The organism is Reichenbachiella sp. MALMAid0571, assembly GCF_040151475.1.
Classification (GTDB): Bacteria; Bacteroidota; Bacteroidia; order Cytophagales; family Cyclobacteriaceae; genus CAXBNB01.
The window spans coordinates 86,920-109,875 of record NZ_JBDKWG010000142.1 but is presented as its reverse complement, the minus strand read 5'-3'; the positions used below and the strand labels follow the sequence as shown (position 1 = coordinate 109,875).

Here is a 22,956-nt window from a genome sequence, read left to right as displayed (position 1 = left end):
AAAAAATCCAACAAAATGGAGAAGGAAGTGAGAGTCCGGTTTGCACCCAGCCCAACAGGTGTATTGCATATAGGAGGTGTCCGAACGGCACTGTACAATTATTTATTTGCAAAAAAGAACAATGGAAAAATGATCCTCAGAATCGAGGATACCGATCAGTCAAGATATGTTCCTGAGGCAGAAAACTATATCAATGAATCACTGGCTTGGTGTGGGATTGTTCCGGACGAAAGCCCATTGGCTGGAGGCCCCTATGGCCCTTATATTCAGTCTGAAAGAAAAGAGTTGTACAAAGAACATGTAAATAGGTTGCTTGAAGAAGGCAAGGCGTATTATGCTTTTGATACTGCAGAAGAGTTGGATGCAATGCGGGAGAAACTGAAGGAGGCAAAGGCCAATTCTTTAAACTACAATAGCATTTCCAGAAATTCGATGAAAAATTCTCTTACCCTTTCTAAGGAAGAGGTAGAGCAAAAACTGGAAGCTGGAGAACCTTATGTCATCAGGATTAAAGTTCCTCCCAAAGAAGAGATAAGACTGAATGACATGATCAGGGGATGGGTAATGGTGCATTCTTCTACCATGGATGATAAGGTGCTCATGAAGTCCGACGGAATGCCAACCTACCATCTTGCTAATGTGGTGGATGATTACCTTATGAAAATTTCGCATGTAATACGTGGAGAAGAATGGTTGCCTTCTGCGCCCCTTCACGTATTGTTATACCAATATCTTGGCTGGGAAGATAGCATGCCAAAATTTGCACACTTACCACTTTTGCTAAAGCCAGATGGAAATGGAAAACTGAGCAAAAGGGATGCACAAAAACATGGGTTTCCAATTTTTCCATTAGAATGGAAGGTGAAAGATGAAGACAGTGAACTGAAAGGCTTTAGAGAAGAGGGCTATTTGCGAGATGCATTTGTCAATTTTCTTGCTTTCTTAGGTTGGAATCCTGGCACGGAAGAAGAAATATTCTCCTTGGAGCAGTTGATAGAAGAGTTTTCAATAGAAAGAATCAACAAATCAGGAGCTAAATTTGACATACAAAAAGCCATTTGGTTTAACCAGCAATATATCCGAAAACAGCCCATAGAATTATTGGCTAGTAATGTATCACGATTGGCAAAAGAAGCGGGTTTTGATTGTAGCCCGGAGAAAGCCCTGGCAATAGCAGATTTGCTTCGTGAAAGGATTGACCTGATCCCCGAACTTTTAGAAAAAGGGATATACTTTTTCACAACTCCGAAATCTTACGACGAGAAGGTAATCAGAAAAAGATGGAAGGGAGAAGCCAAAAATGTATTGACTTATTTTGCCGAATCATTAAACGCAACGGATCAAGAGACATCCGACGGATTTCAGGAGAAACTGAATGCTGCTGCAGAGAAAAACAATGTGGGTGCAGGCTCAGTAATGCAACTACTTCGTGTGGCTGTATCTGGCGAGCAAGGTGGACCTGACCTTATGAAAATCATGGAGATACTTGGAACACAGGAAACAGTCAGTCGTATATATTCAGCAATGACTGAATTTGATAAAATAATTAATGACGCACGGTAAAAATAAAAAACCAAAAGTAGATTCTGAACTGGAAGGCTTTGATGTAGAGGTAAATGCTTTTGGTGAAATTAAAACATCATTTGACATAGACAAGTTGAATGATTTTCTGAATAAAAACGTAGAAGACAAAAAACTACAAAACCGGAAAAAGCCTGATTAGAGAGTTTTGCTCATAGTGGTGATTTTCAAATGAGTTCAAAAAAAGGCTGTTTCGATTATAATCGAAACAGCCTTTTTTTAAATGCCTTCTATAAAAAAGTTATTTCTTATCCGGTTTTTTTGATGATCCTGACTGAGGTTTAGAAATTGATTCTCTCATATCAGTATCAGCCTGAATGTTTTGCATTTTATAATAATCCATCACACCTAAGTTGCCACTTCTGAAAGCGTCAGCAATTGCTTTAGGTATTTCAGCTTCTTCCAAAATAACTTTTGCACGAGCTTCCTGAGCTTTGGCTTTCATTTCCTGCTCAACTGCTACAGCCATTGCTCTTCTTTCTTCAGCTTTTGCTTCAGCTACTTTTAAGTCAGCTGCTGCCTGATCTGTTTGCAAATCAGCACCAATGTTTTTACCTACATCTACATCGGCAATATCGATGGATAATATTTCGAAAGCCGTTCCGGCATCAAGCCCTCTGGACAAGACCAACTTAGAGATTTTATCGGGATTTTCGAGTACTTCTTTATGTGTTAAAGCCGATCCAATGGAAGTTACGATTCCTTCACCTACCCTGGCCAAGATAGTGTCTTCACCAGCACCACCTACCAATTGAGCAAGGTTTGCTCTTACTGTTACTCTTGCGACTGCTATAAGCTGTATTCCGTCAGATGCTACTGCAGCTACCCTTGGAGTGGTAATTACCTTAGGATTAACGGAAATTTGTACCGCTTCAAATACATCTCTACCCGCAAGGTCAATAGCGGCAGCTTGATTAAAATCAAGTGCAATGTTTGCTTTCTCAGCAGAAATCAATGCTTTTATGACTGATGGCACATGACCTCCAGCCAAGTAATGTGTTTCCAATTGATTCGTGGTAACCTGGATTCCAGCCTTTGTAACTGTAATCAACGAATTGACGACTATTGAAGGCGGCACTTTTCTTATTCTCATAAACACCAATTCAGCGAGACCAACTTTCACTCCGGAAAATTGAGCTGTAATCCAGAGGTTGACGGGCACAAAGTAGAGGAAAATAAAAAATAAAATTATCCCCCCAAAAACGGCTAATAGTAAAACGGTCATTTCCATTGTATCATTTAATTGTTAGATTCCACATAAATTTTGTTTTTGTCAATTTTAATAATCTTGACAGATTGTTTTTCTGTAATAAAATTACCTCTCGAACTTACTTCATATTCTTTGTCACCAAAAAGTGCTTTTCCTATTGGTTTTAGGGATGATACAGACTCTCCCACATCTCCTTCTTTCAATCCCGATGTAAGTCCTTCGTTTACTTTGGAACTTATCACGCTTTTATTTGAGAATCTCTTCCAGACATCAGATTTAAAGCTATAAAGTATAGCAGCAAAAGCCAACAAAACAGATGCTACAAGAATAATGTGCCCAGATGTACTCCCAAAGTAATCATATCCCAAATATATTCCATATCCACCCAATGCAAACCCCAATATTCCAACTATAGTAGTACCGGGGACAAAAATTATCTCAACGACAACTAGTGCTATCCCTACGAGGATCAATGATGCTATAATTACCCACTCAATCATTTCAATAAGCTTTGGCAAAAATTACTCTTCCTTTAGATGGATTTCCAGAGTAAATGCATTTACCTGTTTCACCACCGTAATCTAAAGGAATACAACGAATTGTAGCTTTGGTTTCTTCTTTAATTTTTTCTTCGGTTTCTGGTGTACCATCCCAGTGAGCGTAAATAAACCCACCCTTATTTTTTATAATGTCTTTAAATTCATTGTAGCTATCTGCATGGTGTGTATTGTCAGCTCTAAATTGTTCTGCTTTTTTATAAATGGTTTGATGAATATCTGCCAGCAATGTTTCTATACCAGTGGAAAATTGATCATCCAGTGGGATAATGTTTTTTTCTAACAAGTCTCTTCTGGCAACTTCTACAGTATTATTTTCCAAGTCTTTGGGACCAATTGCTATTCTAACGGGAATTCCCTTCAACTCATATTCCGCAAATTTCCATCCGGGTTTATGTGTTTTGCGGCCATCGTACTTTACAACAATTCCTTTTGCTTTAAGGTTTTCCTTGATTTCATTTGCTTTTTTCTCAATGGCCTCAAGTTGCTCATCATTTTTGAAAATAGGTACAATTACAACCTGAAATGGAGCTAAACGAGGAGGCAATACCAAACCATTGTCATCAGAGTGAGCCATAATAAGTGCTCCCATCAATCTGGTGCTCACACCCCAGGATGTACCCCAGACCAAGTCAAGTTTTCCTTCCTGATTCGTAAATTTTACATCAAAAGCTTTTGCGAAATTCTGTCCTAAGAAATGGGAAGTTCCTGCTTGTAGTGCTTTTCCATCTTGCATTAGTGTTTCAATACAATAAGTGTCAACAGCACCGGCGAACCTTTCGCTTTCTGTTTTCACACCTTTGAGCACTGGTAATGCCATGTGCTGCTCAACGAAATCAGCATATACATCCAGAATTTGTCGGGTTTCATCAATTGCCTCTTGTTTTGTAGCATGTGCAGTATGCCCTTCTTGCCATAGAAATTCTGTAGTTCTCAAAAAGAGCCTTGTTCTCATTTCCCACCGTACTACATTGGCCCATTGGTTGATCAGTAAAGGTAAATCTCTGTAGGATTGAATCCAGTTTTTATAAGTGCTCCAAATTACAGTTTCGGAGGTAGGTCTAACAATTAGTTCTTCTTCGAGCTTGGCTTCTGGATCAACTATTACTCCGGAACCATCTTCAGCATTTTTCAATCTGTAGTGAGTAACCACCGCACATTCTTTCGCAAAGCCCTCCACATGGTCGGCTTCCTTACTTAAGTATGATTTTGGTATAAAAAGTGGAAAGTATGCATTTTCGTGTCCAGTGTCCTTAAATTTGGCATCTAAGGCACTTTGCATTTTTTCCCAAATAGAAAATCCAAAGGGTTTTATCACCATACAGCCTCTTACAGGGGAGTTTTCTGCTAGATCTGCTTTTTTTACTAGTTCATTATACCACTGAGAATAGTCCTCACTTCTTTTTGGTAAACCCTTGCTCATTTGTTATATTTAAAAGTTGGTATGGATATTGTGTTTATACTGAAGAAAAATAATCCCGTTATGGGGGCACAAATATAGTTTTTTGTCGTATAATAAAAATCAATGTTTGGCTTTAAAAAAGGAGGGTAAAATGAAATCACTAAAAATAAGAATCATCGCAAGTTGTGCAGCCGTAGTAGTATCCGGCTTTGGTACAACCATAAATGCCCAGTCGTCAGAATACGATGACATGTACTTTTCATCTAAAGATCGTGTGAAAGCTGAAAAGCCTCTATCTGCCAGTACTGTAAACCAGCAGTATCAATCGACAGACTTAGCCAATGTTGATTCCAACGAAGCTCAACAAACGTATCAATCCTATAGGAACAATACTTATAGCACAAACTCATATTCTGCCAAAGAAGTAAACCCTGAATACATTGAGAAGTATAAGACTCAGGCAAAAAGCTCTGCTGATAATGATTCTCAGGAGTATGACAATGCTACATACAGTAGCCAGGATTACTATACAGATGATTACAACTCGGATAAATATACACGTGACGAAAGCCCTACTGTTATCAACAACAATTATTATAATGGATATGTGGGTGGAAGCAGGTTTAATAATAATTTTTACAATGATCCTTGGAATAGGTATGGTTCAGCTTTTAGTATTGGATATAGCCCATGGTACGGTTGGTCAAGTGCTTTTAGTTTGACGTTTGGATTTGGTAATGGATTTTACTCTAGGCCATATTATAGCTCATTCTATGATCCATTTTATAGTCCATTCAACAGTTTTTATGATCCATTCTATGGAGGATATGCTTATAGCTATTATCCAAGATACTATGGTAATAGATGGGCAAGACCTTATTATGCCTATAATTATGGTAATTACTATGGTGGCTATTACGGCAATGGTTATGGAGATCATGTTAGTTATTCTACTAGAAACGTTGTTAGAGGAGGCAGAAACCTGAGAGGGTCATCAGTGCAAACTGGTAATTCAAGAAGTAGTGTTGCTGCCAGGCCATCTACTACATCATCTGTGGCTTCTTCATCAAGAGGAGGACGAATGACTACCAACAATAACAACAATGTTATTGTAAACAATACTCCTACCAATGGTAGAACACGAAACTTTTCGAGTACTCAAAATGAGTATCTAACCAGGTCTCAGAACTCTTATAAAGTAAGCAATAGAACCGTGGTGAATTCAAGTAATTCATCAGATGTGACCAGAAGAAGCATTAGATATTCAAACAGTACAAATTATACTCCTCAAAGCAAGAGCAGTATAGACTCTCGTTCTTCTAGTAGGTATCAGCAAACAAATAGCTATAGTAGGCCTTCTACAACTACCAGGTCTAATAATAGTCGTTCTATCAACAATAGTTCTACCAATAGCTCTACAAGGAGATATTCTACAACTAATAAATCGATTGCTCCCAGAACCAACTATAATACTAATACAAGAAGTAGTTCAGGGAGTAGGAGTATTTTTTCAACAGGCGGTAGTTCTTCTTCAGGAAGTAGCTATAGTGGGGGTAGGTCATCATCAGGCTCTAGTCCAAGCAGAAGCATATCTGGAGGAAGCTCATCCGGGACAAGCAGGTCTCGAAGATAATATGTGAGGATAGGCAACTAACTAATCTTCAGACTAAATACAAAACTTAAAACGCTCATTAAAAATGAAAAGTCTAATCAGTTTAGGTTTAATGATATTGCTATGCTCAATTTCAGCACTGGCACAGGTAGAGCCCGGATCATTTGGTATATATAATGAGGCTCTTTTATTTAGCAGAACAAATCCTGGAGGAACGGCAAGAATACAAGGAATAGGAGGCAGCCATATCGCTCTTGGAGGAGATATTAGTTCGGCAAATTCTAACCCTGCCGGGTTAGGTTTTTTCAATAACTCAGTTTTTTCTTTCACCCCCTCATTTAATTTTCATGAGTCAGATACTCAATTTCGAGGAAATTCTACGAATACTTTTAAAAACAACTTCAATATCAATAACATGGGTGTTGTTTTTAACAGTACCAAAAGAGATATTGAATCCGGCAAATTCAGAGGAGGTTCATTTTCTTTGTCATTTCAAAGAATAAATGATTTTCACAATGAGTTCAATTTCGAAGGCTTCAGTAATGATAATTCAATTATCGACTCATTTATAGAAACCGCAGGGGTTACAAACCCTGGAAACTTATCAGGGCAGGAGGCCATAGCTTACGACCATTTTTTAATTGATTTGGCAGATTACGATTTGCCCACAAGCGAACCTTACTATATAGAAGACAATGGAGTGATCTATCCGAATCCGGGAGACGGTGTATATGAGGGGTATGGATCACCATTTGGGCGAGAATCCAATCCTTCATCCCTTCCTCGACAATCCGGGTCTGTGAGGTCAAGAGGAGCGCAGTATCAATGGAATATTTCTTACGGAGCAAATTATGATGATTTATTTTATTTTGGAGGCGGACTAGGCATTCAAAGTATTAGCTATACGAGGGAAAGAACTTTCATCGAAGATCAGTTTGCTTTTGAGGATGGTTCTATAGATGACCTTATCAATGAATTACGGATTGATGATAGGCTAAGAATCAATGGTATTGGTATTAATGCCACCGCAGGAGTAATTGTAAGGCCAGTTGATTTTTTAAGAGTAGGGTTGAGCTATGTTACTCCAACTTTTAGTTCATTGAATGAAGAAAGTGATTATCTATTTACCACAAATTGGAATTCTTCTTATTCTTATGATGTGGGTGGAGAAGTAATAGGCCTAGGGGAAATTAGTGATCAGAGTGATTTGATAATTTCTAATTATAGTTTAAGGTCTCCATCGAAACTGAGCATGGGTTTGGCTTTTTTCTTAGGAAAAAGTGGATTCCTTACTGGAGATGTTGAGTTTGTTGATTATTCAAATGCACAACTTAAGTCCAATGATTTTTCTGTTACAGCGGATAATAGAAGTATAAACAATTTATATAAATCAACTACAAACTTAAGATTGGGAGGTGAATTTAGGTTTGACATATTCAGGTTTAGGGCTGGGTATTCTTATCAGGCAGACCCTTACACCAATACCAATATTGACCACAGTATTAGGCGTATTTCAGGAGGTATAGGATATAGGGTTCGGGATTATTACGTAGATTTAGCGGTTACTAGTACTAAATCGGATGCTTTATTTGCTCCCTATAATCTTGGAGATGGTTCAGAGCCGTTGGCTGGAGTGAAAAATAGTTCAACCAATGTGGCGGTAACTGTTGGATTCAAATTCTAAGACATGGAATAAGCATTTAATTTTTTTAAAGCTACTCCTACCTTGATTTCGTTTGGATTGAGTGTGATATGTGATTGAGAATAATAAGGCAGTCTCTTTTCGTAAAGATTCTTTAAGTTTTGTGACATTGACTTATTGTCTGTTTTTTCGATCAATGGGCGAGTGTTTTTTTCTGTCAGTACACGGCTTACTATTTCATCTATATTTTCATTCAAGAAGATAACAAACCCTGATGAAATCATAGTAGCCATGTTATCGAAAAAACAAGGAGCACCACCGCCAGTTGCCAACAAAAATTGGTTGTTGTTTTCGATTGTCAGTTTGAGGTTGTTTCTTTCAATTATCCTAAATTCCTCTTCTCCTTTCGATTTGAAAATTTCAGGAATAGACATTTGTTGATTTTCAACAATCTGACTATCTAAGTCGATAAACGGAATTTTCAATTTATCGGACAGCATTTTACCGAATGTGGTTTTGCCACTGCCTGGAAGGCCAACAAGAAATATTTTTTTCGGTAAGTTCAATGTTTTTGAGTAATCATATTCAAAATAGTCATCAAATTTAAGTGCTATGGCTTAGACGACCACTTCTTTGTACTGCATTTTGTATAGCTGGGCATAGAAACCGTTTTTTGTAAGCAATGTGTCGTGGGTACCTACTTCTTTTATCTCCCCTTTGTCCAATACAATAATCTTGTCTGCATTTTGAATTGTAGAGAGTCGATGGGCAATAACGATTGAAGTCCTACCTTTCATTAATTTTCCAATGGCACTTTGGATCAGTTCTTCCGTTTCAGTATCTACTGATGAAGTTGCTTCATCGAGTACTATAATTTTAGGATCATAAACCATTGCCCGGACAAAACTGATCAGTTGCCTTTGTCCAACTGACAGGGTTGCTCCCCTTTCCATTACGTTATAATCAAATCCGCCTGGAAGCTGTTCTATAAATTCTCTGGCTCCTACCAATTCGGCGGCATGGATCACTTTTTCATGGGTAATATCAGGATTTCCAAGCGTAATGTTGTTGGAGATGGTGTCAGAAAAAAGAAAAACATCCTGCAATACCACACCGATATACCGTCGAAGAGAATTGATATTATACTCTTCGACAAGTACATCATCTATTTTTATACTCCCCTTTTGGATGTCATAAAACCTGCTTAGCAAGTTGATCACTGAAGATTTTCCTGCGCCGGTTGCCCCTACAAAAGCTACAGTTTCTCCGGGGCTGACTTGAAATGAAATATCTTGTAATACAAAATTTTCATTGTCATATGCAAAGTGGACATGACTGAATTCTACTTTGCCATCAATCGTCTCTGGAGAGTGCTTACCATTGTTTGGAATATGATCTTTGCTATCCAGCAATTTCATTATCCTGGTTGAACTCACAATTCCCATCTGAAGCGTATTGAATCGATCAGCAATCATTCTGATAGGACGGAAAAACATCATGATGTACATGATAAAGGCAATGAGCACACCGAATGTTAATTTGTCACTAATAACTTGTCCTGCACCATACCACACTACCAGAGCAAAGCCACTGGCTTGTATAATTTCAGCAATCGGGAAATAAACGGAATAATACATTACGGATTTGATATGAGCCCTTCTGTGTTCTGTATTAATTTCTTTGAATTTTTCAAATTCCCTTTCTTCACTATTGAATATTTGAACGATGCTCATTCCGGTAATGTGTTCTTGTACGAATGAATTCAAATTAGAAACAGCCGATCTTACCTCGTTAAAAGCTGTTTTTATTTTTTCTTTGAATACGTAAGTCGAAAATAAGAGTATTGGAAGAGTAGATAGGCTGACCAATGTGAGTTTCCAATCGGTGTAAAACATAAATGCCATGATGACGATGATTTGGAGTAAATCACCAATCATAGCTGCTATACCCTGACTGAAAACATCTGCCAGTGTTTCTATATCAGATACATTTCGGGTGACCAACCGTCCTATTGGTGTCTTGTCAAAAAATCTCAGATTGAGGTTTTGGATGTGACGAAAGAGTTTGATCCTGATATCCCGAATAATATACTGTCCCAACCAGCCTGAGAAATAAGTATGAAGATACTGGACTATTGCTTGTAAAACCAACAATGCAATCAATACAATGATCATTGTAACCAAACCATGATAATCACCTGTAGCCAACTCATTATCAATAGTCAATTGGATCAGCTTTGGCCTCAAGGGAATGACAACAGCCAAAGCAACCGTTAGTATCACCAGAAAATAAAATTGTTTGGTATATGGTTTAACAAAAGTAAAGAGCCTCTTAAGAACGGCAAAATCTACTATATTCCCACTTGTTTTTTCTTTTTCCAATGAATATTGTTTCGCAGATGAATTTATAATTTAATACTGTCAGGATAGGTAATATCGCTAAGGTACAGACCACATGCAGGTACAGACCTACCAGCATTTCTTCTGTCTCTACTCGTCAAAATCCCTTTAAAATTCTCCAGTGATGTTTTGTTTTGACCGACATCTAACATTGTACCTACCAAGGCTCGAACCATACCTCTCAAAAACCTATTGGCTGTAACGGAAAAAGTAAGTAAGTCGTTCTCTCGTTTCCACTCAGCTTTTAAAATATTACAATTAAATGTATGAACATCCGTATGTACCTTACTGAACGCCTGAAAATCTGTCCAGTCATGTAACAATTTACATGCTTCATTCATTTTATATATGTCTAATGGCTGACTGAAAAAATAAGAACGGCCATCAAGAAAAGGATTTTTTCGGCAATGTACCTTATAGAGGTAAGACCTGCTGATAGCATCAAATCTGGCACTCGCATCCTGAGTTACTTCAATTATATTGTTTACAGAGATGTCATTCGGCAGCATGCTGTTTAGTTGAAAAATAAAGTTATCTCGGCCTGAGATAGGTTCTTCTGTATCAAACTGTGCTATTTGTACAAGTGCATGCACTCCTGTGTCTGTTCGGCCACTACCCAGGCAGGTGGTAGTGAGTCGAAGCTTTTTTGATAGGGCATCATTGATTTTTCCCTGAATACTAGTTGCATTTTTTTGTATTTGCCAGCCATGATAAGCCGTACCATTGTAAGATATTTCAATAAAATATCGCATTATATAGTTTTATTGAAATCTTATTTTTCGAAAGTACCTGAACTAATATCCTGTTCTATATAATACTTTCTTCTTATTGGGTTGATTAGAAACAGGTATTGATTTGTAAAGCTTTTGTGATTCATTTGTCCAAAATCTTTGGCTAACTCCTCGTATTTGTTAGGCTCAGCTTCTTTGAATTTTACCAGACTAATTTTCTTTTGCTCAAGGTATTGTTCAAATGTTATGTAGTCTTCCATTGTCCAACAAAAATAATATCTTAAGTGAGTGAATCAAAATAAGATATGCTTAAAAATGTGAGGTTGATGCGAGAGAACTTTTTTAGTTTACCACGAGTTTTTTCGATATAAAGTAGTTGTCAATTAGTATTTTGGTAAAATAGAGCCCTTTAGGAAGTTGACGTTCTAAATTGAAATGATTACTGCCTACGCTTAATTCCTCGGTTAAGATTAAGTCTCCACTAAAATTATAAATAGAAATAGTCTTAAGTTTAGCTTCAATAGGTAAGCCGAGCAAAACATTTATATGTTTCCCATTTCCCGGGTTAGGATATATAGATGCATTGAGTTCATTAGGAACGTATTCTACAGATAATGATTGAAATTTTTCGTACGAACCATCATAGTCAATGGCATTTAATCTGTAAAATGAAGTACCAAATAAAGGATTGTCATCTACGTAACTGTATTGAATCCTTTCCGTAGAATTGCCATGACCGGGCACAGTGCCTATCTCATAGAAATTTTTCCCATCCTCAGACCGCTCAATAGAGAAGAAGTCAAAGTTCTCTTCGGAGATAGTTTCCCATTCTAATACCACATCATTGTCCTGAACAGAAATATCAAAACTACCAAGTACAATGGGGAGAGGGTCATCATCACAATCGCCAGTTTGGGCACATCCGCCGGCATCAAGATTATCTTCTGTGAGTTGGTTTGGATAAGCTAAGTTGTCAATTATTGGGCCTTTAATTTCTGTGTCTCCAATTTTTAATCTTGCGGAATTATCTCCACCTCCATCCAAATGAGCACCTTCTCCCAATTGAATAGTAGAATTTCCATTTAGTAGCTTCAATCGAGCATTGCTGCCAGATATATCAATGCTACCCCAAACTTTTAATACTACGGAATTATTAATTTCTGTAGTATTTGGTTGACCTTGAATACCTATATAAGAAAGGGTCGGAATACGAATTATGTCACCATTTGAAGGTTCGTTTCCATCGGGAGCGGAGGCAGCAGCCACACCATTTTTAAACCAGCTACTAGCATCGTTCCAATTACAATCTCCATCTACTTTGCATTTGGTGCTGTCCAAAGTATAGATGGTTTGCCCTAACACTATACCAGAAGCAGGAAGTAAAAAAAAGCCAAGTAAAATTATTCTTTTCATTGTAGTATTGGTATCACTCTTGAACCGCAAACCTAGTCTATAACTTCCTCATTTTCAGCATCAATCATCGACGGAATATTACCATTTATCGAATAATTTTACTTGGCTTTTTGAAGTAAAAAAATAATTTTTAGCTATAATAACCGAGGTAATTTTATGTTAAACTTATAGCTGGATTGAATAGACTGTAAAGGTAAATATTTTCTGTTTTTGCAACCTATTTTGAGTAGATCAAATGTGTATTGAAGTTTTCTGCTTCTTTAAAAAATGACTGAGGGTACTAGTATTACTAGTACCCTTTTCATAATTTTGAGTTCAGCCAAAGATGAATGAAAATATGGAAGAATTTAAAAATCTGATACTCTCATTATCAGACAATATTCTGATCATCACAATAAACAGGGAAAAACACCTCAACGCCCTCAACATAGAAACTCTGGAAGAAATTAAGACAGCTATTCAATCTGTTTGTGATGACAGGGATATCACGGGTGTCATTTTTACCGGAGCAGGAGAAAAATCTTTTGTGGCAGGAGCAGACATCAGCGAGTTTTCAGGTGTAAATGAGGTAACAGGCAGAAAATTTTCCGAAAGTGGACAGGAGGCATTTCAGATGATTGAAAATTGCAATAAGCCTGTAATAGCAGCAGTAAATGGATTCGCACTGGGCGGAGGTTGTGAATTGGCAATGGCCTGTCACATGCGTGTGGCAACAGAAAATGCTAAGTTTGGCCAGCCGGAAGTAAATCTTGGTATTATCCCTGGTTATGGTGGTACACAGAGGCTTACACAGCTCATCGGTAAAGGAAAGGCTCTTGAGTTAATGTTGACTGGAGATATGATTTCTGCCAGCGAAGCACTCAAATACGGATTGGTAAATTACGTAGTTTCTACTCAGGAGGAACTAATTGAAAAGTCAAAAGAGATTCTTAATAAAATAAGCAAAAAAGCACCGTTGGCAGTAGGCATGGTCATAGACTGTGTGAATGCAGTGTTTACAAGTGGCGAAAACGGATATCAGACAGAAGCCAATTCATTTTCCAGATGTTGTGGTTCAGATGATTTTAAAGAAGGTACTTCGGCTTTTCTGGAAAAAAGAGAGCCTCAGTTTAAGGGGGAATAGATGAGGGGATTTCGAATACTTTCTTTCTGAATTGTGTCTAACCAGACAATCTCAAACCAACAATGAGGAACATGCATACTACTACTCTAAAGACCAGTGACCTGTGAGCCAGTTACGCAAATTAGCAGGAGAAACTGTCTGGTATGGATTGAGTAGCATAATAGGCAGAGTCATATCTTTCTTTCTTACCCCTTTATATACTTCCTTTTTTCTACCTGGAGAGTATGGTGTTGTCACAGAATTATTTGCTTATTCAGCTTTCTTTAACGTCATCTATATGTATGGCATGGAAACAGCCTACTTTCGATTTGCTACCAAAAACAAAAAAAATAACCAGGAATATTTCAACTTGTGTGTTTCTTCTATTATTGCCACTAGTTTTCTGATTTCTGCTTCTTTAGTCCTATTGGCTAGTCCAATAATGTCGGTCTTAGGTTATGAAGGGCAAGAGGAAATAATCTATTGGATAGCAGCTATTTTGGTGATAGACTCTATCTATGCATTGCCTTTTGCCAAGCTCCGGTTGGAGGGCAAAGCAAAGCGATTTGCATTTATCCGACTTGCAAACGTGTTGGTAGCGGTTTCGCTTAATTTGTTTTTCCTGGTGTTTTGCGATGGTGTGATCAATGGTAGATTTCTCGGTGGATTTAAAGATGTGGTGTCAATTTTTTATGCACCTGATTTTAATGTGAAGTATGTCTTCCTATCTAATTTACTGGCAAATGGATTGTTTATCATATTACTGTCCCCCCAGTTTAAGGCATTTAGGTTTACATTCAATTATACCAAGTTTAAACCCTTGCTGATTTATGGGTTTCCAATTATGGTCATTGGAATTGCCGGAACAACAAACGAAATGCTGTCGAGAACACTGCTGAAATACATTCTTCCTGAAGGTTTTTATCCCGGTCAAACTAATCTGGATGCCTTGGGAGTATTCGGAGCTTGCTATAAGCTGTCAGTATTTATGATGCTTGGCACGCAAGCTTTCCGTTATGCAGCCGAACCATTCTTTTTTTCAAAAGCGAGCCAGTCCGATTCTCCTCAGCTATTTAGCAATGTCATGAAGGGCTTTATTATTTTTAATTGTGTTGTGTTCCTGGGCGTTACAGTCAATCTCGAGCCCTTGAGTGTTATGTTTTTAAGAAATCCGGAGTATAGAGAAGGCTTATATATTGTCCCCTTTTTACTGATGGGTTATTTGTTTTTGGGCATTTATTACAATTTATCTGTTTGGTTTAAAGTAACAGACAAAACCAAATATGGAGCAATGATTACCGGGTTAGGGACTGTGATTACAGTTGTTGCTAACCTGCTCCTCATTCCAATATTGGGTTATTTTGGTAGTGCACTTACCACATTGGTTACCTATTCTTTTATGGCTGGTTTGAGTTATTATTTAGGACAAAAACACTACCCTATACCCTACAGGGTGTCAAATGCCGTATTCTATTTATTGATAGCGTCAGTGTTGAGCTATATCTCTTATCATATAGATTTCAATTCCTTATTTCTCAATATCATAGTTAGAAACATTTCAATTATTTTCTTTTTGATTATTATTTATCTGTCAGAACACGATAATTTGAAAGGGAGAATAATCTTCGGAATAAAACTACCTTAGTCAAATTCACTCCTACATTTTTCATCATATTGAATATTTCTCAATTAAATTACGTTAACATGATGCAACAGAGGTATTTGTTAGCACATAGTACAGTCATTTTATTACCTTTACAGGTCAGTTTTATAAGGAAGGGATGAATCTTAAGAAGTTATATAAGAGTAGGTTTTTCGGGCAATTTTGGGTGATTTTAATTGTATTATCATTTACTTTTTCTCCGCTTGTCGGTCAAAAAAGAAAAAGAGGTGATAAAAAGGAAACCATTGATAAAAAGACAGAAAAAAATGAAGAACAACTGATTGATATTGACAACAACTTCATTGAGGCAGAAAAGTATTTTTTGTTAAAAGACTATGACAAATCTTCGGAGTATTTTGACAAAGTACTGGAGGTAGATCCTGAAAATGCAGCAGCAAATTACAAAAAAGCACAAATACTAAGCGAGAAGGAAGAAAATACCGAAGCATTACCTTTTGCCGTAAGAGCCAAGCAGCTTAATCCAAAAAATAAATACTACTACATTCTTTTAGCCAATATATACACCAATATTGCTGATTTGGAAATGGCTGCAGCTACGTATTTTGACCTGATAGAAAATGTAGAGAACAGCGAAAATTACTTATTCGATTTGGCAGCCCTGCAATTGTATCAAAAAAAGTATGACAATGCGTTGGAAACTTACACAAGAGCTCAAAAGTATTTCGGGGCAATGGAAGAGATTATTTTTCAGAAGCAAAAAATTTATTTGAGACAAAACAGACTAGACCTGGCCATTAAGGAAGGAGAAGAGTTGATCAATAATAATCCGGGTAAATCACTATATGTTGCCTCTTTGGCAAAAATGCTGATTTCAAACGACAAGCCGGAAAAGGCTCAAAGTTATCTGGAAAAATATGTTGAAGAGTATGGTGATGATCCTGTAATAGGGGTGCAGTTGGCAGAGATATATCGAAAAGCCGGAAAAGTGAAAGAAGCTATAATGGTGCTTAAGTCTGCTTTCCTGAGTCCTTCTATGGATATTAACGCTAAAATATCGACTTTATCAGGGTACATTTCGATGCTGCCAAATGAAGAATTGGTAGAGCCGTTGATAGGATTGACTAAAGGTTTGGTGACTACACATCCTGATTCTTTTCAGGGTTATGTTGTGGCTGGGGATTTGTACTACAATACGGGTCGAAAAGAACTGGCAAGAGAAAACTATCTAAAAGCCATAGAGATCAATTCATCTAATTTTAATGTCTGGCAAAATGTGATAAACATAGAATTGGATTTACAAGAGTATAAAAGTGCTGTTAAACATTCGGAGAAAGCATTGGAATATTTCCCTAATCAGGGCTCGTTATATTATTTTGCCGGAACCGCCCAAATGCTTATTAAAGACTATAAAGAGGCCATTGAACTATTCAAAATTGGGAGAACATACACTTCGGGCAACAAGCAGCTCAGCAGTGTGATGAACGGCCAGCTTGGTGATGCCTATAACAGTATTGGCGATCATAAAAACTCAGATTTGGCTTATGACGAAGCGTTAAAGTTGAATCCTGAAAATGATCATGTGTTAAATAATTACAGTTATTTCTTATCTTTAAGAAAAGAAAAGCTTGATATTGCTGAAAGCATGTCTTCTAAGCTTATTTCCCTTAGAGAAGACAGCCCTACATATTTGGATACTCATGGTTGGGTATTGTACATTAGAAAGAAGTACAAAGAGGCCAGAGTATTTTTAGAGAAGGCAGCCAAAGCAGAAAACAACGCAACAATAATTGAACACTATGGTGATGTTTTGTTTCAGTTGGGAGAAGTAAATGAGGCCATCATACAATGGGAAAAAGCCCGTGATTTAACAGATGACAAAGAAAACTTAAATAAGAAAATAGCCGACAAACAACTATATGAATAAGTTAGCCTTACCCATTGTTATCTTGTTGCTTTTCGCTTCTTGTAGCAAAAAATTTACATTTTTCAATCCAAATCCAAACAAACTCAAAATTAAAAACCTTGAGTTTGATGACCTCACGTTGAGAACTAAGATAAAGTATAAAAGTGGCCTGGAAGACCTAAAGGCTACAGCACATATACGTATCAAAAAAGACAGCCTGATCTGGTTTTCGTTGACTCCCGGTCTGGGCATAGAGGCAGCAAGAGGCCTGATTACACAAGATTCTATTGTGCTGATTGATAAAATTCATAAAGAATACACCATTTTACAGTTTAAAGATTTGACAGAAAAATTTAATTTCAACCTTGATTTTCACTTGATGGAATCTATACTTCTCGGGAATATGATATGGCCTGTGGAGTCAACGGATCAGGTTTTGAAAGAAGACACTTATTACAGTGTAAGTAAGGAAAAAGGAGATTTAGCGATTTCTCATTTCATAGGTATCCACACTATGAAGTTGGAAAAACTGGAGGCAGTAAGTGACTCCACTCAAAACTCCATGCATATCGACTATTCTGAATTTGATTTAATTTCAGACAAAATTGTTCCCGCAAAATCAGTGATAACGATCCAGTACACAAGCCGCAAAGACGGGAGAAGGAAAATATCCAATATCAATTTTGACCATGCCAAAATTGACATTGATAGCAAAAAACAGAAGTTTACCTTTGAAATACCAGATAAATACAAGTATGTTAAAAAATAGGAAATGTACCTTCACTCTGGTATTGTTCTTATTGTTTGTTTCTTCGATTTCTTTCGCTCAAAAGAGCAAATCGAGGCTGGAAAAGGAGAAAAAGGAAAACCTCTTAAAAATACAAGAGGCAGAAAAAATTCTTGTCGAAACTACTACAGAAAAGAAAGCTACACTCGGACAACTGAGGGCTCTCAATCGTAAGATTCAGCTACAAGGTGAGTTTATAAATTCCATATCTCAGGAAATTTCTTTTTTGAATGCAGAAATTTCAGATAAATCTTTGGTAGTGAATGCCTTGCAAAATGATTTGAAAAATTTGAAAGAAGAGTATGCAGAAATGATATATAGTGCTTATAAAGCAAATCATGGGTTTAGTAAACTCACATTTATTTTCTCAGCGAAGACCTTCAACCAACTTTTTTTGAGGCTTAAATACCTGGAGCAATATTCAGAGGCCCGTAAGATTCAGGTTCAAAATATTGAGGAGGTAAGTGATGCCCTGAGCCAGGAAAAAACAGGACTTGAAAACAAAAAAGCAGAACAAAGCGACTTACTCAAAAGTAAAATTCAAGAGAATAAAAACCTGCTGTCACTAAAATCAAGGCAAAATAAGGTGTTCACCCAGCTTAGCAAGCAAGAGAAAGAGTTGCGGGCGGAACTGGCAAAAAGGAAAGAGGCCATATCCAGACTGGATAAGTTGATAGCCGAGATTGTTAAGAGTGAAATAGAAAAATCGAATGTAGGAAAATCATCAACTAAGATGACTCTAACTCCTGAAACGGCAAAACTGTCCTCGTCATTTGAAGAAAATAAAAACAAACTTCCCTGGCCGGTAGAGCATGGTTTTGTTTCTGGAAAATTTGGCAAGCATGCACATCCTGTTTTGAAAAATATAATAGTTGAAAATCAGGGAGTGGATATTCAGACAGAAAAAGCGGCGAATGTCAGAGCTGTGTTTGATGGTAAGGTGTCAACGGTAGCCTTCGTGCCAGGTATGAATGCCATTGTGATCGTACAGCATGGTGATTATTTTACCGTTTATGGTCGTTTAAAAAACATAAATCCCAACATCAAGAAAGGTTATATGTTAAAAGCCAAAGAACAAATTGGTGAGGTAGTCACTGACAATAATGACAACACGGAAGTTCATTTTGAGGTTTGGAAGAATCGGGATCGTCTCAATCCTGAAAAATGGCTTTTTGTAAAGTAAAAGTCACTTCTGCTCATTCAAACTCCAATCGTATTTCAGATAAGAAACATCAGCATCAGGCGTGATCATTACAGGTGCATACTTGTTTAGGAAATCAATTAACGTTTCATTCTTTGTAAAATCTCCTTTGAACCAGCTAAATATTTTGGATATTTTTATACCAGTTTCGGTGATTTGATTTTTGTTGGTGTCTGCCAAAAAGCTTTTGGCTTGCTGTGTCAATTGAGCATCTAATTTTTCTCCGGTGTAGGCTTCCGGTCTCAATTTGGGACAGGAAAAGGAAGCACAAACAATCGCAAAATGAATACGGGGTTCGTCAAAGGTTTTCCTGAGTATGTTGTGTTCGATGTTGTTGAGGTCGTATTCTTCCCCTCCAATTTTTATAAACTTGATATCCCAGGGTGTATTTACAAATGGTATTTGTAGTTTGGATCCTATGTCTTTAATACTTTTTATGGGGTAGTTGTCAATTATTAATTTAAGAGTAAATGCATTGTATGCGTTGATCCAAAAAGCAATTTGATCATCTTGAGGCCAGGTAGCCACATCCGGAGGATTTTCATTTAGTACTTTCAAATACAACTCTAATTTTGACTTTTCATCCAAAAAACCTTTGTAGTTGACATTGCCTTCTTTATCTACGTATTTGCCCAGTAATTTATCAAATATTTCATGATCTGGAGATACAGTCCCTTTTTTTGAAGGATTGAGGCTATCACAGCCAAAGAGTGACAGGGACAACAAGTTCAGTATTACAAATAGTTTGATCCGAAATGTATTCATGATATGTTGTTAAATTCTCACTATAGAAACGTATGTTTTTCTAAAAAGACATGCAATTAGGTAGCAGTTATACTTATTACATTTTGTAGAATTATTTAATTCCATTTCAAGAAATAAATTAGTCTTATAATTTTGAATTATAAGTGCTATTATTACTTTTCTGAGTAATAAAGCGATATTTTTGATTTGATGATAAAAGTAGGGTAACAGTACAAAAATGCAGAAATTAAGTTTAACTCAGTCTCTTGGACAAAAGCTATCGCCCCAGCAAATTCAGTTTATAAAACTGTTGCAGGTTCCTACAGCTGAGCTGGAAACCCGTGTGGAGGAAGAATTGGAAATAAACCCGGCACTGGAGGAGGGAAAGGAAGAGTCTGAACCTGATGACAACAATGAATTGGATTTGGATGAGGAGCCTGCTCAAAATGAGGAGATAGACATTGAAGATTACCTCAATGAAGATGACTATGCAGGGTATAAAATGCAAGGTGATGGCAATTACAACAAGGATGAGGAGGATAGGGAAATACCAATTGGAGCTGGCACTTCTCTTCATGAACAATTGATTTCTCAGCTTGGTTTCCTCAGGCTTGATGACAGGCAAACAATCATAGGCAGGCAATTGATTGGCAGTATTGAGTCGGACGGATACATCAGAAGAGAATTGGAGGCTATTTTGAATGATCTGGCTTTTTCCCAAAATATTGATACATCAATAGAAGAACTGGAAGAAATTCTTCAGAAAATTCAAAACTTTGACCCTTCCGGTATTGCCGCCAGGGATTTGAAAGAATGCTTGTTGTTACAACTCGAACGAAAGGAAAATCAAACGAAGGAAGTAGTATTGGCTTATAAAATAATAGCAACAAATTTTAATGAGTTCACTAAAAAACATTATGACAAAATCATTAAAAAGCTGGGAATTGAAAATGAGGAGGAGTTTAAAGAGGCTGTCAATGTAATAACCAAACTAAATCCGAAACCGGGCGGAACAACGGACAGTTTGGTAAAAACCCATTACCTCACACCTGATTTTATTTTGGTTAATAACAACGGGAAAATGGAGTTGAGCCTGAACTCTAGAAATGCACCCGAACTCCGAATTAGCAGGTCTTATTCTGACATGTTTCAAAGCTATAGCAAAAGCGACAAAAAAGATAAAAAGCTAAAAGAGACAGTTACTTTTGTGAAACAAAAACTTGACGCAGCTAAATGGTTTATTGATGCGATCAAACAAAGGCAACACACCTTGCTGAATACCATGAATGCGATCATCGAGTTTCAGTATGATTTCTTTTTGGACGGGGATGAAAGCAAATTGAAGCCAATGATTTTGAAGCATATAGCAGAAAAAATCAACATGGATATTTCCACCATTTCCAGGGTTGCCAATAGTAAGGCCATTCAAACCGAATTTGGAATATATCCTTTGAAATATTTCTTTTCAGAGGGAATTTCCACAGACTCTGGAGAAGATGTGAGCAGCCGGGAAGTGAAACTGAAGCTAAAGGAATTTATTGAAAATGAAAATAAATTGAAGCCGCTTTCAGACGACAAACTGGAAAAATTGTTGAACGAAGAAGGATATAATATTGCCAGACGTACCGTAGCAAAATATCGTGAACAGTTGAACATTCCTGTAGCCAGATTGAGAAAGGAGTTAAAGTGACCAGCATGTTGATGAAAGCCGTTTCCATAATATTTCATCCCTTGTTGATGCCCTCTTTTACATTTTTGATAATAAATGCAACACTGCCTGAGTTGGTTCACCCCATAGGATGGGTATTGCTTCCCTTCTTATTTATTACCACATTTCTAATTCCACTTTTTGGTGTTTCAGCCCTAATATACTCTGGATCCGTATCGAGTTTTTCGTTGGAAAAAAGAGAAGAAAGATTTTTACCGTTCTTATTTGTTACTATTTTTTATACCATCACTACGGTGATGTTTATCCTTAAGATACAGGTAAACGAAACTGTTGGTTTGATGCTCGTTGCTACGACTGTTCTCATTCTGATATTGATGCTGATCAGCCTGTTCTATAAAATCAGCATTCACTCAGCCGGAGTAAGTGGTGTGGTAGGATTTATGTTTATACTGTCCCAGAACTATCCGGAAAGCATGATTATTTATGCCTTGATCTCGACAATAGTATTATCAGGTCTTGTAATGACTTCCCGCCTTTACCTCAATGCTCATAGACCCAAAGAAATATTGTTTGGATGTATTTTGGGAATATCTGTTTGTGCAGGATCCCTCTACTTTTTTGACTAAAGTCCGCTAATAGAAATCCCGATTGTATTTGTTGTAATGTCAGTTGCTCCAACAGGGCCATTGCTGTTGAAAAGATTTGAGAAGTAATATTTGTAGAAAAAGTTGACACTTCCAAAACCAAACCTGCCCTGTAGCCCATACCTCAGTTTATTCATCTCGAAGTTATCCCGATGTTTTGTGGTTTGATCCCTGCCATCATCTTTGAACTTTACTTTGGTGTGCGATTCTATGAGTAGAGAAGCTATAGCACCAACAGAAACGTATGCAGAGCCTTTTACGTCGTTGCTTTTTAGATAGTATCTTAACTGCAATGGAATATCGATATAGTTCATAGCCAACTGAGATTTTTTCACTTTGTCGTATCCACTCAAATCAATTATTGACAACTCTGTGGTAGTTCCTGTTGTTTCATAGCCTATAGAGCGTTCTTTAGAAAACCCGTATTTTTCGAAACTAATGCCAATAGCCGGATCAAAACTCATCTTCTTTCCCATTTTATATGATTTCATATAATACATACCAAAAGATTTTGACTTGAACCAATTGATATCAAGGTCGCTTGGGGCACTTTGGAAAAAGTTAAACCCAAAGTCAATCAAAATTACTCCCGGTAAATCAGGTACAGATTTTTTATCATCGTCATCATCTTTTCCTGATGCAATGACAATATTGGCAAACAAAACAAATAGTAATATTAAAGTGTATTTTTTCATCTCAACTAATGTAAAAACCTGTATTCTGAATTTCGACGGG

General features: G+C 37.1%; 21 protein-coding genes. 11 read left to right on the top strand and 10 right to left on the bottom strand.

Annotation, left to right across the window (positions count from 1 at the left end; all coding sequences use genetic code 11):
* Positions 1 to 15 precede the first annotated feature (15 nt).
* Both gltX and AAOP42_RS16665 read left to right on the top strand, forming a co-directional pair.
* A complete protein-coding gene (gltX, locus tag AAOP42_RS16670) occupies positions 16 to 1,563 on the top strand; it encodes a glutamate--tRNA ligase (protein WP_349529688.1) in 1,548 nt (515 codons plus the stop codon).
* Positions 1,550 to 1,723, top strand: coding sequence for a hypothetical protein (locus AAOP42_RS16665; RefSeq protein WP_349529687.1), 174 nt, complete (start codon positions 1,550 to 1,552; stop codon positions 1,721 to 1,723). The genes gltX and AAOP42_RS16665 overlap by 14 nt, the downstream gene beginning before the upstream one ends.
* Before the next feature lie 99 nt (positions 1,724 to 1,822).
* Here the strand turns inward: AAOP42_RS16665 and floA are convergent, their stop codons facing one another.
* The 3 genes from floA to proS are packed head-to-tail and all read right to left on the bottom strand — an operon-like array spanning position 1,823 to position 4,771.
* On the bottom strand, positions 1,823 to 2,812 hold the full coding sequence (gene floA, locus AAOP42_RS16660) for a flotillin-like protein FloA (RefSeq protein WP_349529686.1): 990 nt from the start codon (positions 2,810 to 2,812) through the stop codon (positions 1,823 to 1,825).
* 8 nt (positions 2,813 to 2,820) lie between these two features.
* Complete coding sequence (locus AAOP42_RS16655; protein WP_349529685.1) at positions 2,821 to 3,291, bottom strand: NfeD family protein; 471 nt, start codon at positions 3,289 to 3,291, stop codon at positions 2,821 to 2,823.
* Position 3,292: 1 nt separating this feature from the next.
* On the bottom strand, positions 3,293 to 4,771 hold the full coding sequence (proS, locus tag AAOP42_RS16650) for a proline--tRNA ligase (RefSeq protein ID WP_349529684.1): 1,479 nt from the start codon (positions 4,769 to 4,771) through the stop codon (positions 3,293 to 3,295).
* A 130-nt stretch (positions 4,772 to 4,901) separates the two neighbouring features.
* Between proS and AAOP42_RS16645 the strand changes: the two genes are divergently transcribed.
* Both AAOP42_RS16645 and AAOP42_RS16640 read left to right on the top strand, forming a co-directional pair.
* Entirely contained in the window at positions 4,902 to 6,383 is a 1,482-nt protein-coding gene (locus AAOP42_RS16645) for a hypothetical protein (protein ID WP_349529683.1), read from the top strand.
* 64 nt (positions 6,384 to 6,447) lie between these two features.
* Positions 6,448 to 8,046: an OmpP1/FadL family transporter gene (locus AAOP42_RS16640; RefSeq protein ID WP_349529682.1), complete on the top strand. Its 1,599-nt coding sequence runs from the start codon at positions 6,448 to 6,450 to the stop codon at positions 8,044 to 8,046.
* On the opposite strand, the gene AAOP42_RS16635 is transcribed toward AAOP42_RS16640, so the two are convergent.
* From AAOP42_RS16635 to AAOP42_RS16615, 5 genes are all read right to left on the bottom strand, one after another.
* Entirely contained in the window at positions 8,043 to 8,570 is a 528-nt protein-coding gene (locus AAOP42_RS16635; RefSeq protein WP_349529681.1) for a shikimate kinase, read from the bottom strand. The genes AAOP42_RS16640 and AAOP42_RS16635 overlap by 4 nt on opposite strands.
* 51 nt (positions 8,571 to 8,621) lie before the next feature.
* Complete coding sequence (locus AAOP42_RS16630) at positions 8,622 to 10,385, bottom strand: ABC transporter ATP-binding protein (RefSeq protein WP_349529680.1); 1,764 nt, start codon at positions 10,383 to 10,385, stop codon at positions 8,622 to 8,624.
* Positions 10,386 to 10,408: 23 nt separating this feature from the next.
* The gene (gene truA / locus AAOP42_RS16625) at positions 10,409 to 11,155 is read right to left on the bottom strand and encodes a tRNA pseudouridine(38-40) synthase TruA (RefSeq protein WP_349529679.1); all 747 of its coding nucleotides are present in this window, start codon (positions 11,153 to 11,155) and stop codon (positions 10,409 to 10,411) included.
* Positions 11,156 to 11,175: 20 nt separating this feature from the next.
* Entirely contained in the window at positions 11,176 to 11,394 is a 219-nt protein-coding gene (locus AAOP42_RS16620; protein WP_349529678.1) for a hypothetical protein, read from the bottom strand.
* An 82-nt stretch (positions 11,395 to 11,476) separates the two neighbouring features.
* Entirely contained in the window at positions 11,477 to 12,547 is a 1,071-nt protein-coding gene (locus AAOP42_RS16615; protein ID WP_349529677.1) for a T9SS type A sorting domain-containing protein, read from the bottom strand.
* Between the two features lie 337 nt (positions 12,548 to 12,884).
* On the opposite strand from AAOP42_RS16615, the gene AAOP42_RS16610 reads away from it, so the two are divergent.
* The 5 genes from AAOP42_RS16610 (at position 12,885) to AAOP42_RS16590 (ending at position 19,146) form a co-directional block, all read left to right on the top strand.
* On the top strand, positions 12,885 to 13,670 hold the full coding sequence (locus AAOP42_RS16610) for an enoyl-CoA hydratase-related protein (protein ID WP_349529676.1): 786 nt from the start codon (positions 12,885 to 12,887) through the stop codon (positions 13,668 to 13,670).
* Between the two features lie 103 nt (positions 13,671 to 13,773).
* Positions 13,774 to 15,294, top strand: a complete 1,521-nt coding sequence (locus tag AAOP42_RS16605) for a lipopolysaccharide biosynthesis protein (protein ID WP_349529675.1) — start codon at positions 13,774 to 13,776, stop codon at positions 15,292 to 15,294.
* A 136-nt stretch (positions 15,295 to 15,430) separates the two neighbouring features.
* Positions 15,431 to 17,197 carry a tetratricopeptide repeat protein gene (locus tag AAOP42_RS16600; protein ID WP_349529674.1) on the top strand — a complete coding sequence of 589 codons (1,767 nt, stop codon included), beginning with the start codon at positions 15,431 to 15,433 and terminating at the stop codon, positions 17,195 to 17,197.
* Positions 17,190 to 17,945 (top strand): lipoprotein insertase outer membrane protein LolB1, encoded by a 756-nt coding sequence (gene lolB1 / locus AAOP42_RS16595; protein ID WP_349529673.1) that lies wholly within the window; start codon positions 17,190 to 17,192, stop codon positions 17,943 to 17,945. The genes AAOP42_RS16600 and lolB1 overlap by 8 nt, the downstream gene beginning before the upstream one ends.
* Positions 17,932 to 19,146, top strand: coding sequence for a murein hydrolase activator EnvC family protein (locus AAOP42_RS16590; protein ID WP_349529672.1), 1,215 nt, complete (start codon positions 17,932 to 17,934; stop codon positions 19,144 to 19,146). Before lolB1 ends, AAOP42_RS16590 begins: the two co-directional genes overlap by 14 nt.
* Positions 19,147 to 19,149: 3 nt before the next feature.
* Here the strand turns inward: AAOP42_RS16590 and AAOP42_RS16585 are convergent, their stop codons facing one another.
* On the bottom strand, positions 19,150 to 19,929 hold the full coding sequence (locus tag AAOP42_RS16585; RefSeq protein ID WP_349529671.1) for a DUF547 domain-containing protein: 780 nt from the start codon (positions 19,927 to 19,929) through the stop codon (positions 19,150 to 19,152).
* A gap of 217 nt (positions 19,930 to 20,146) precedes the next feature.
* Here AAOP42_RS16585 and rpoN point away from each other — a divergent pair, with 217 nt between their 5' ends.
* A complete protein-coding gene (gene rpoN / locus AAOP42_RS16580; RefSeq protein WP_349529670.1) occupies positions 20,147 to 21,598 on the top strand; it encodes an RNA polymerase factor sigma-54 in 1,452 nt (483 codons plus the stop codon).
* Positions 21,599 to 21,603: 5 nt separating this feature from the next.
* Positions 21,604 to 22,203: a phosphatase PAP2 family protein gene (locus AAOP42_RS16575; protein WP_349529669.1), complete on the top strand. Its 600-nt coding sequence runs from the start codon at positions 21,604 to 21,606 to the stop codon at positions 22,201 to 22,203.
* Here the strand turns inward: AAOP42_RS16575 and AAOP42_RS16570 are convergent.
* A complete protein-coding gene (locus AAOP42_RS16570) occupies positions 22,200 to 22,916 on the bottom strand; it encodes an outer membrane beta-barrel protein (protein WP_349529668.1) in 717 nt (238 codons plus the stop codon). The two genes, AAOP42_RS16575 and AAOP42_RS16570, sit on opposite strands and share 4 nt — an antisense overlap.
* Positions 22,917 to 22,956: the final 40 nt, after the last annotated feature.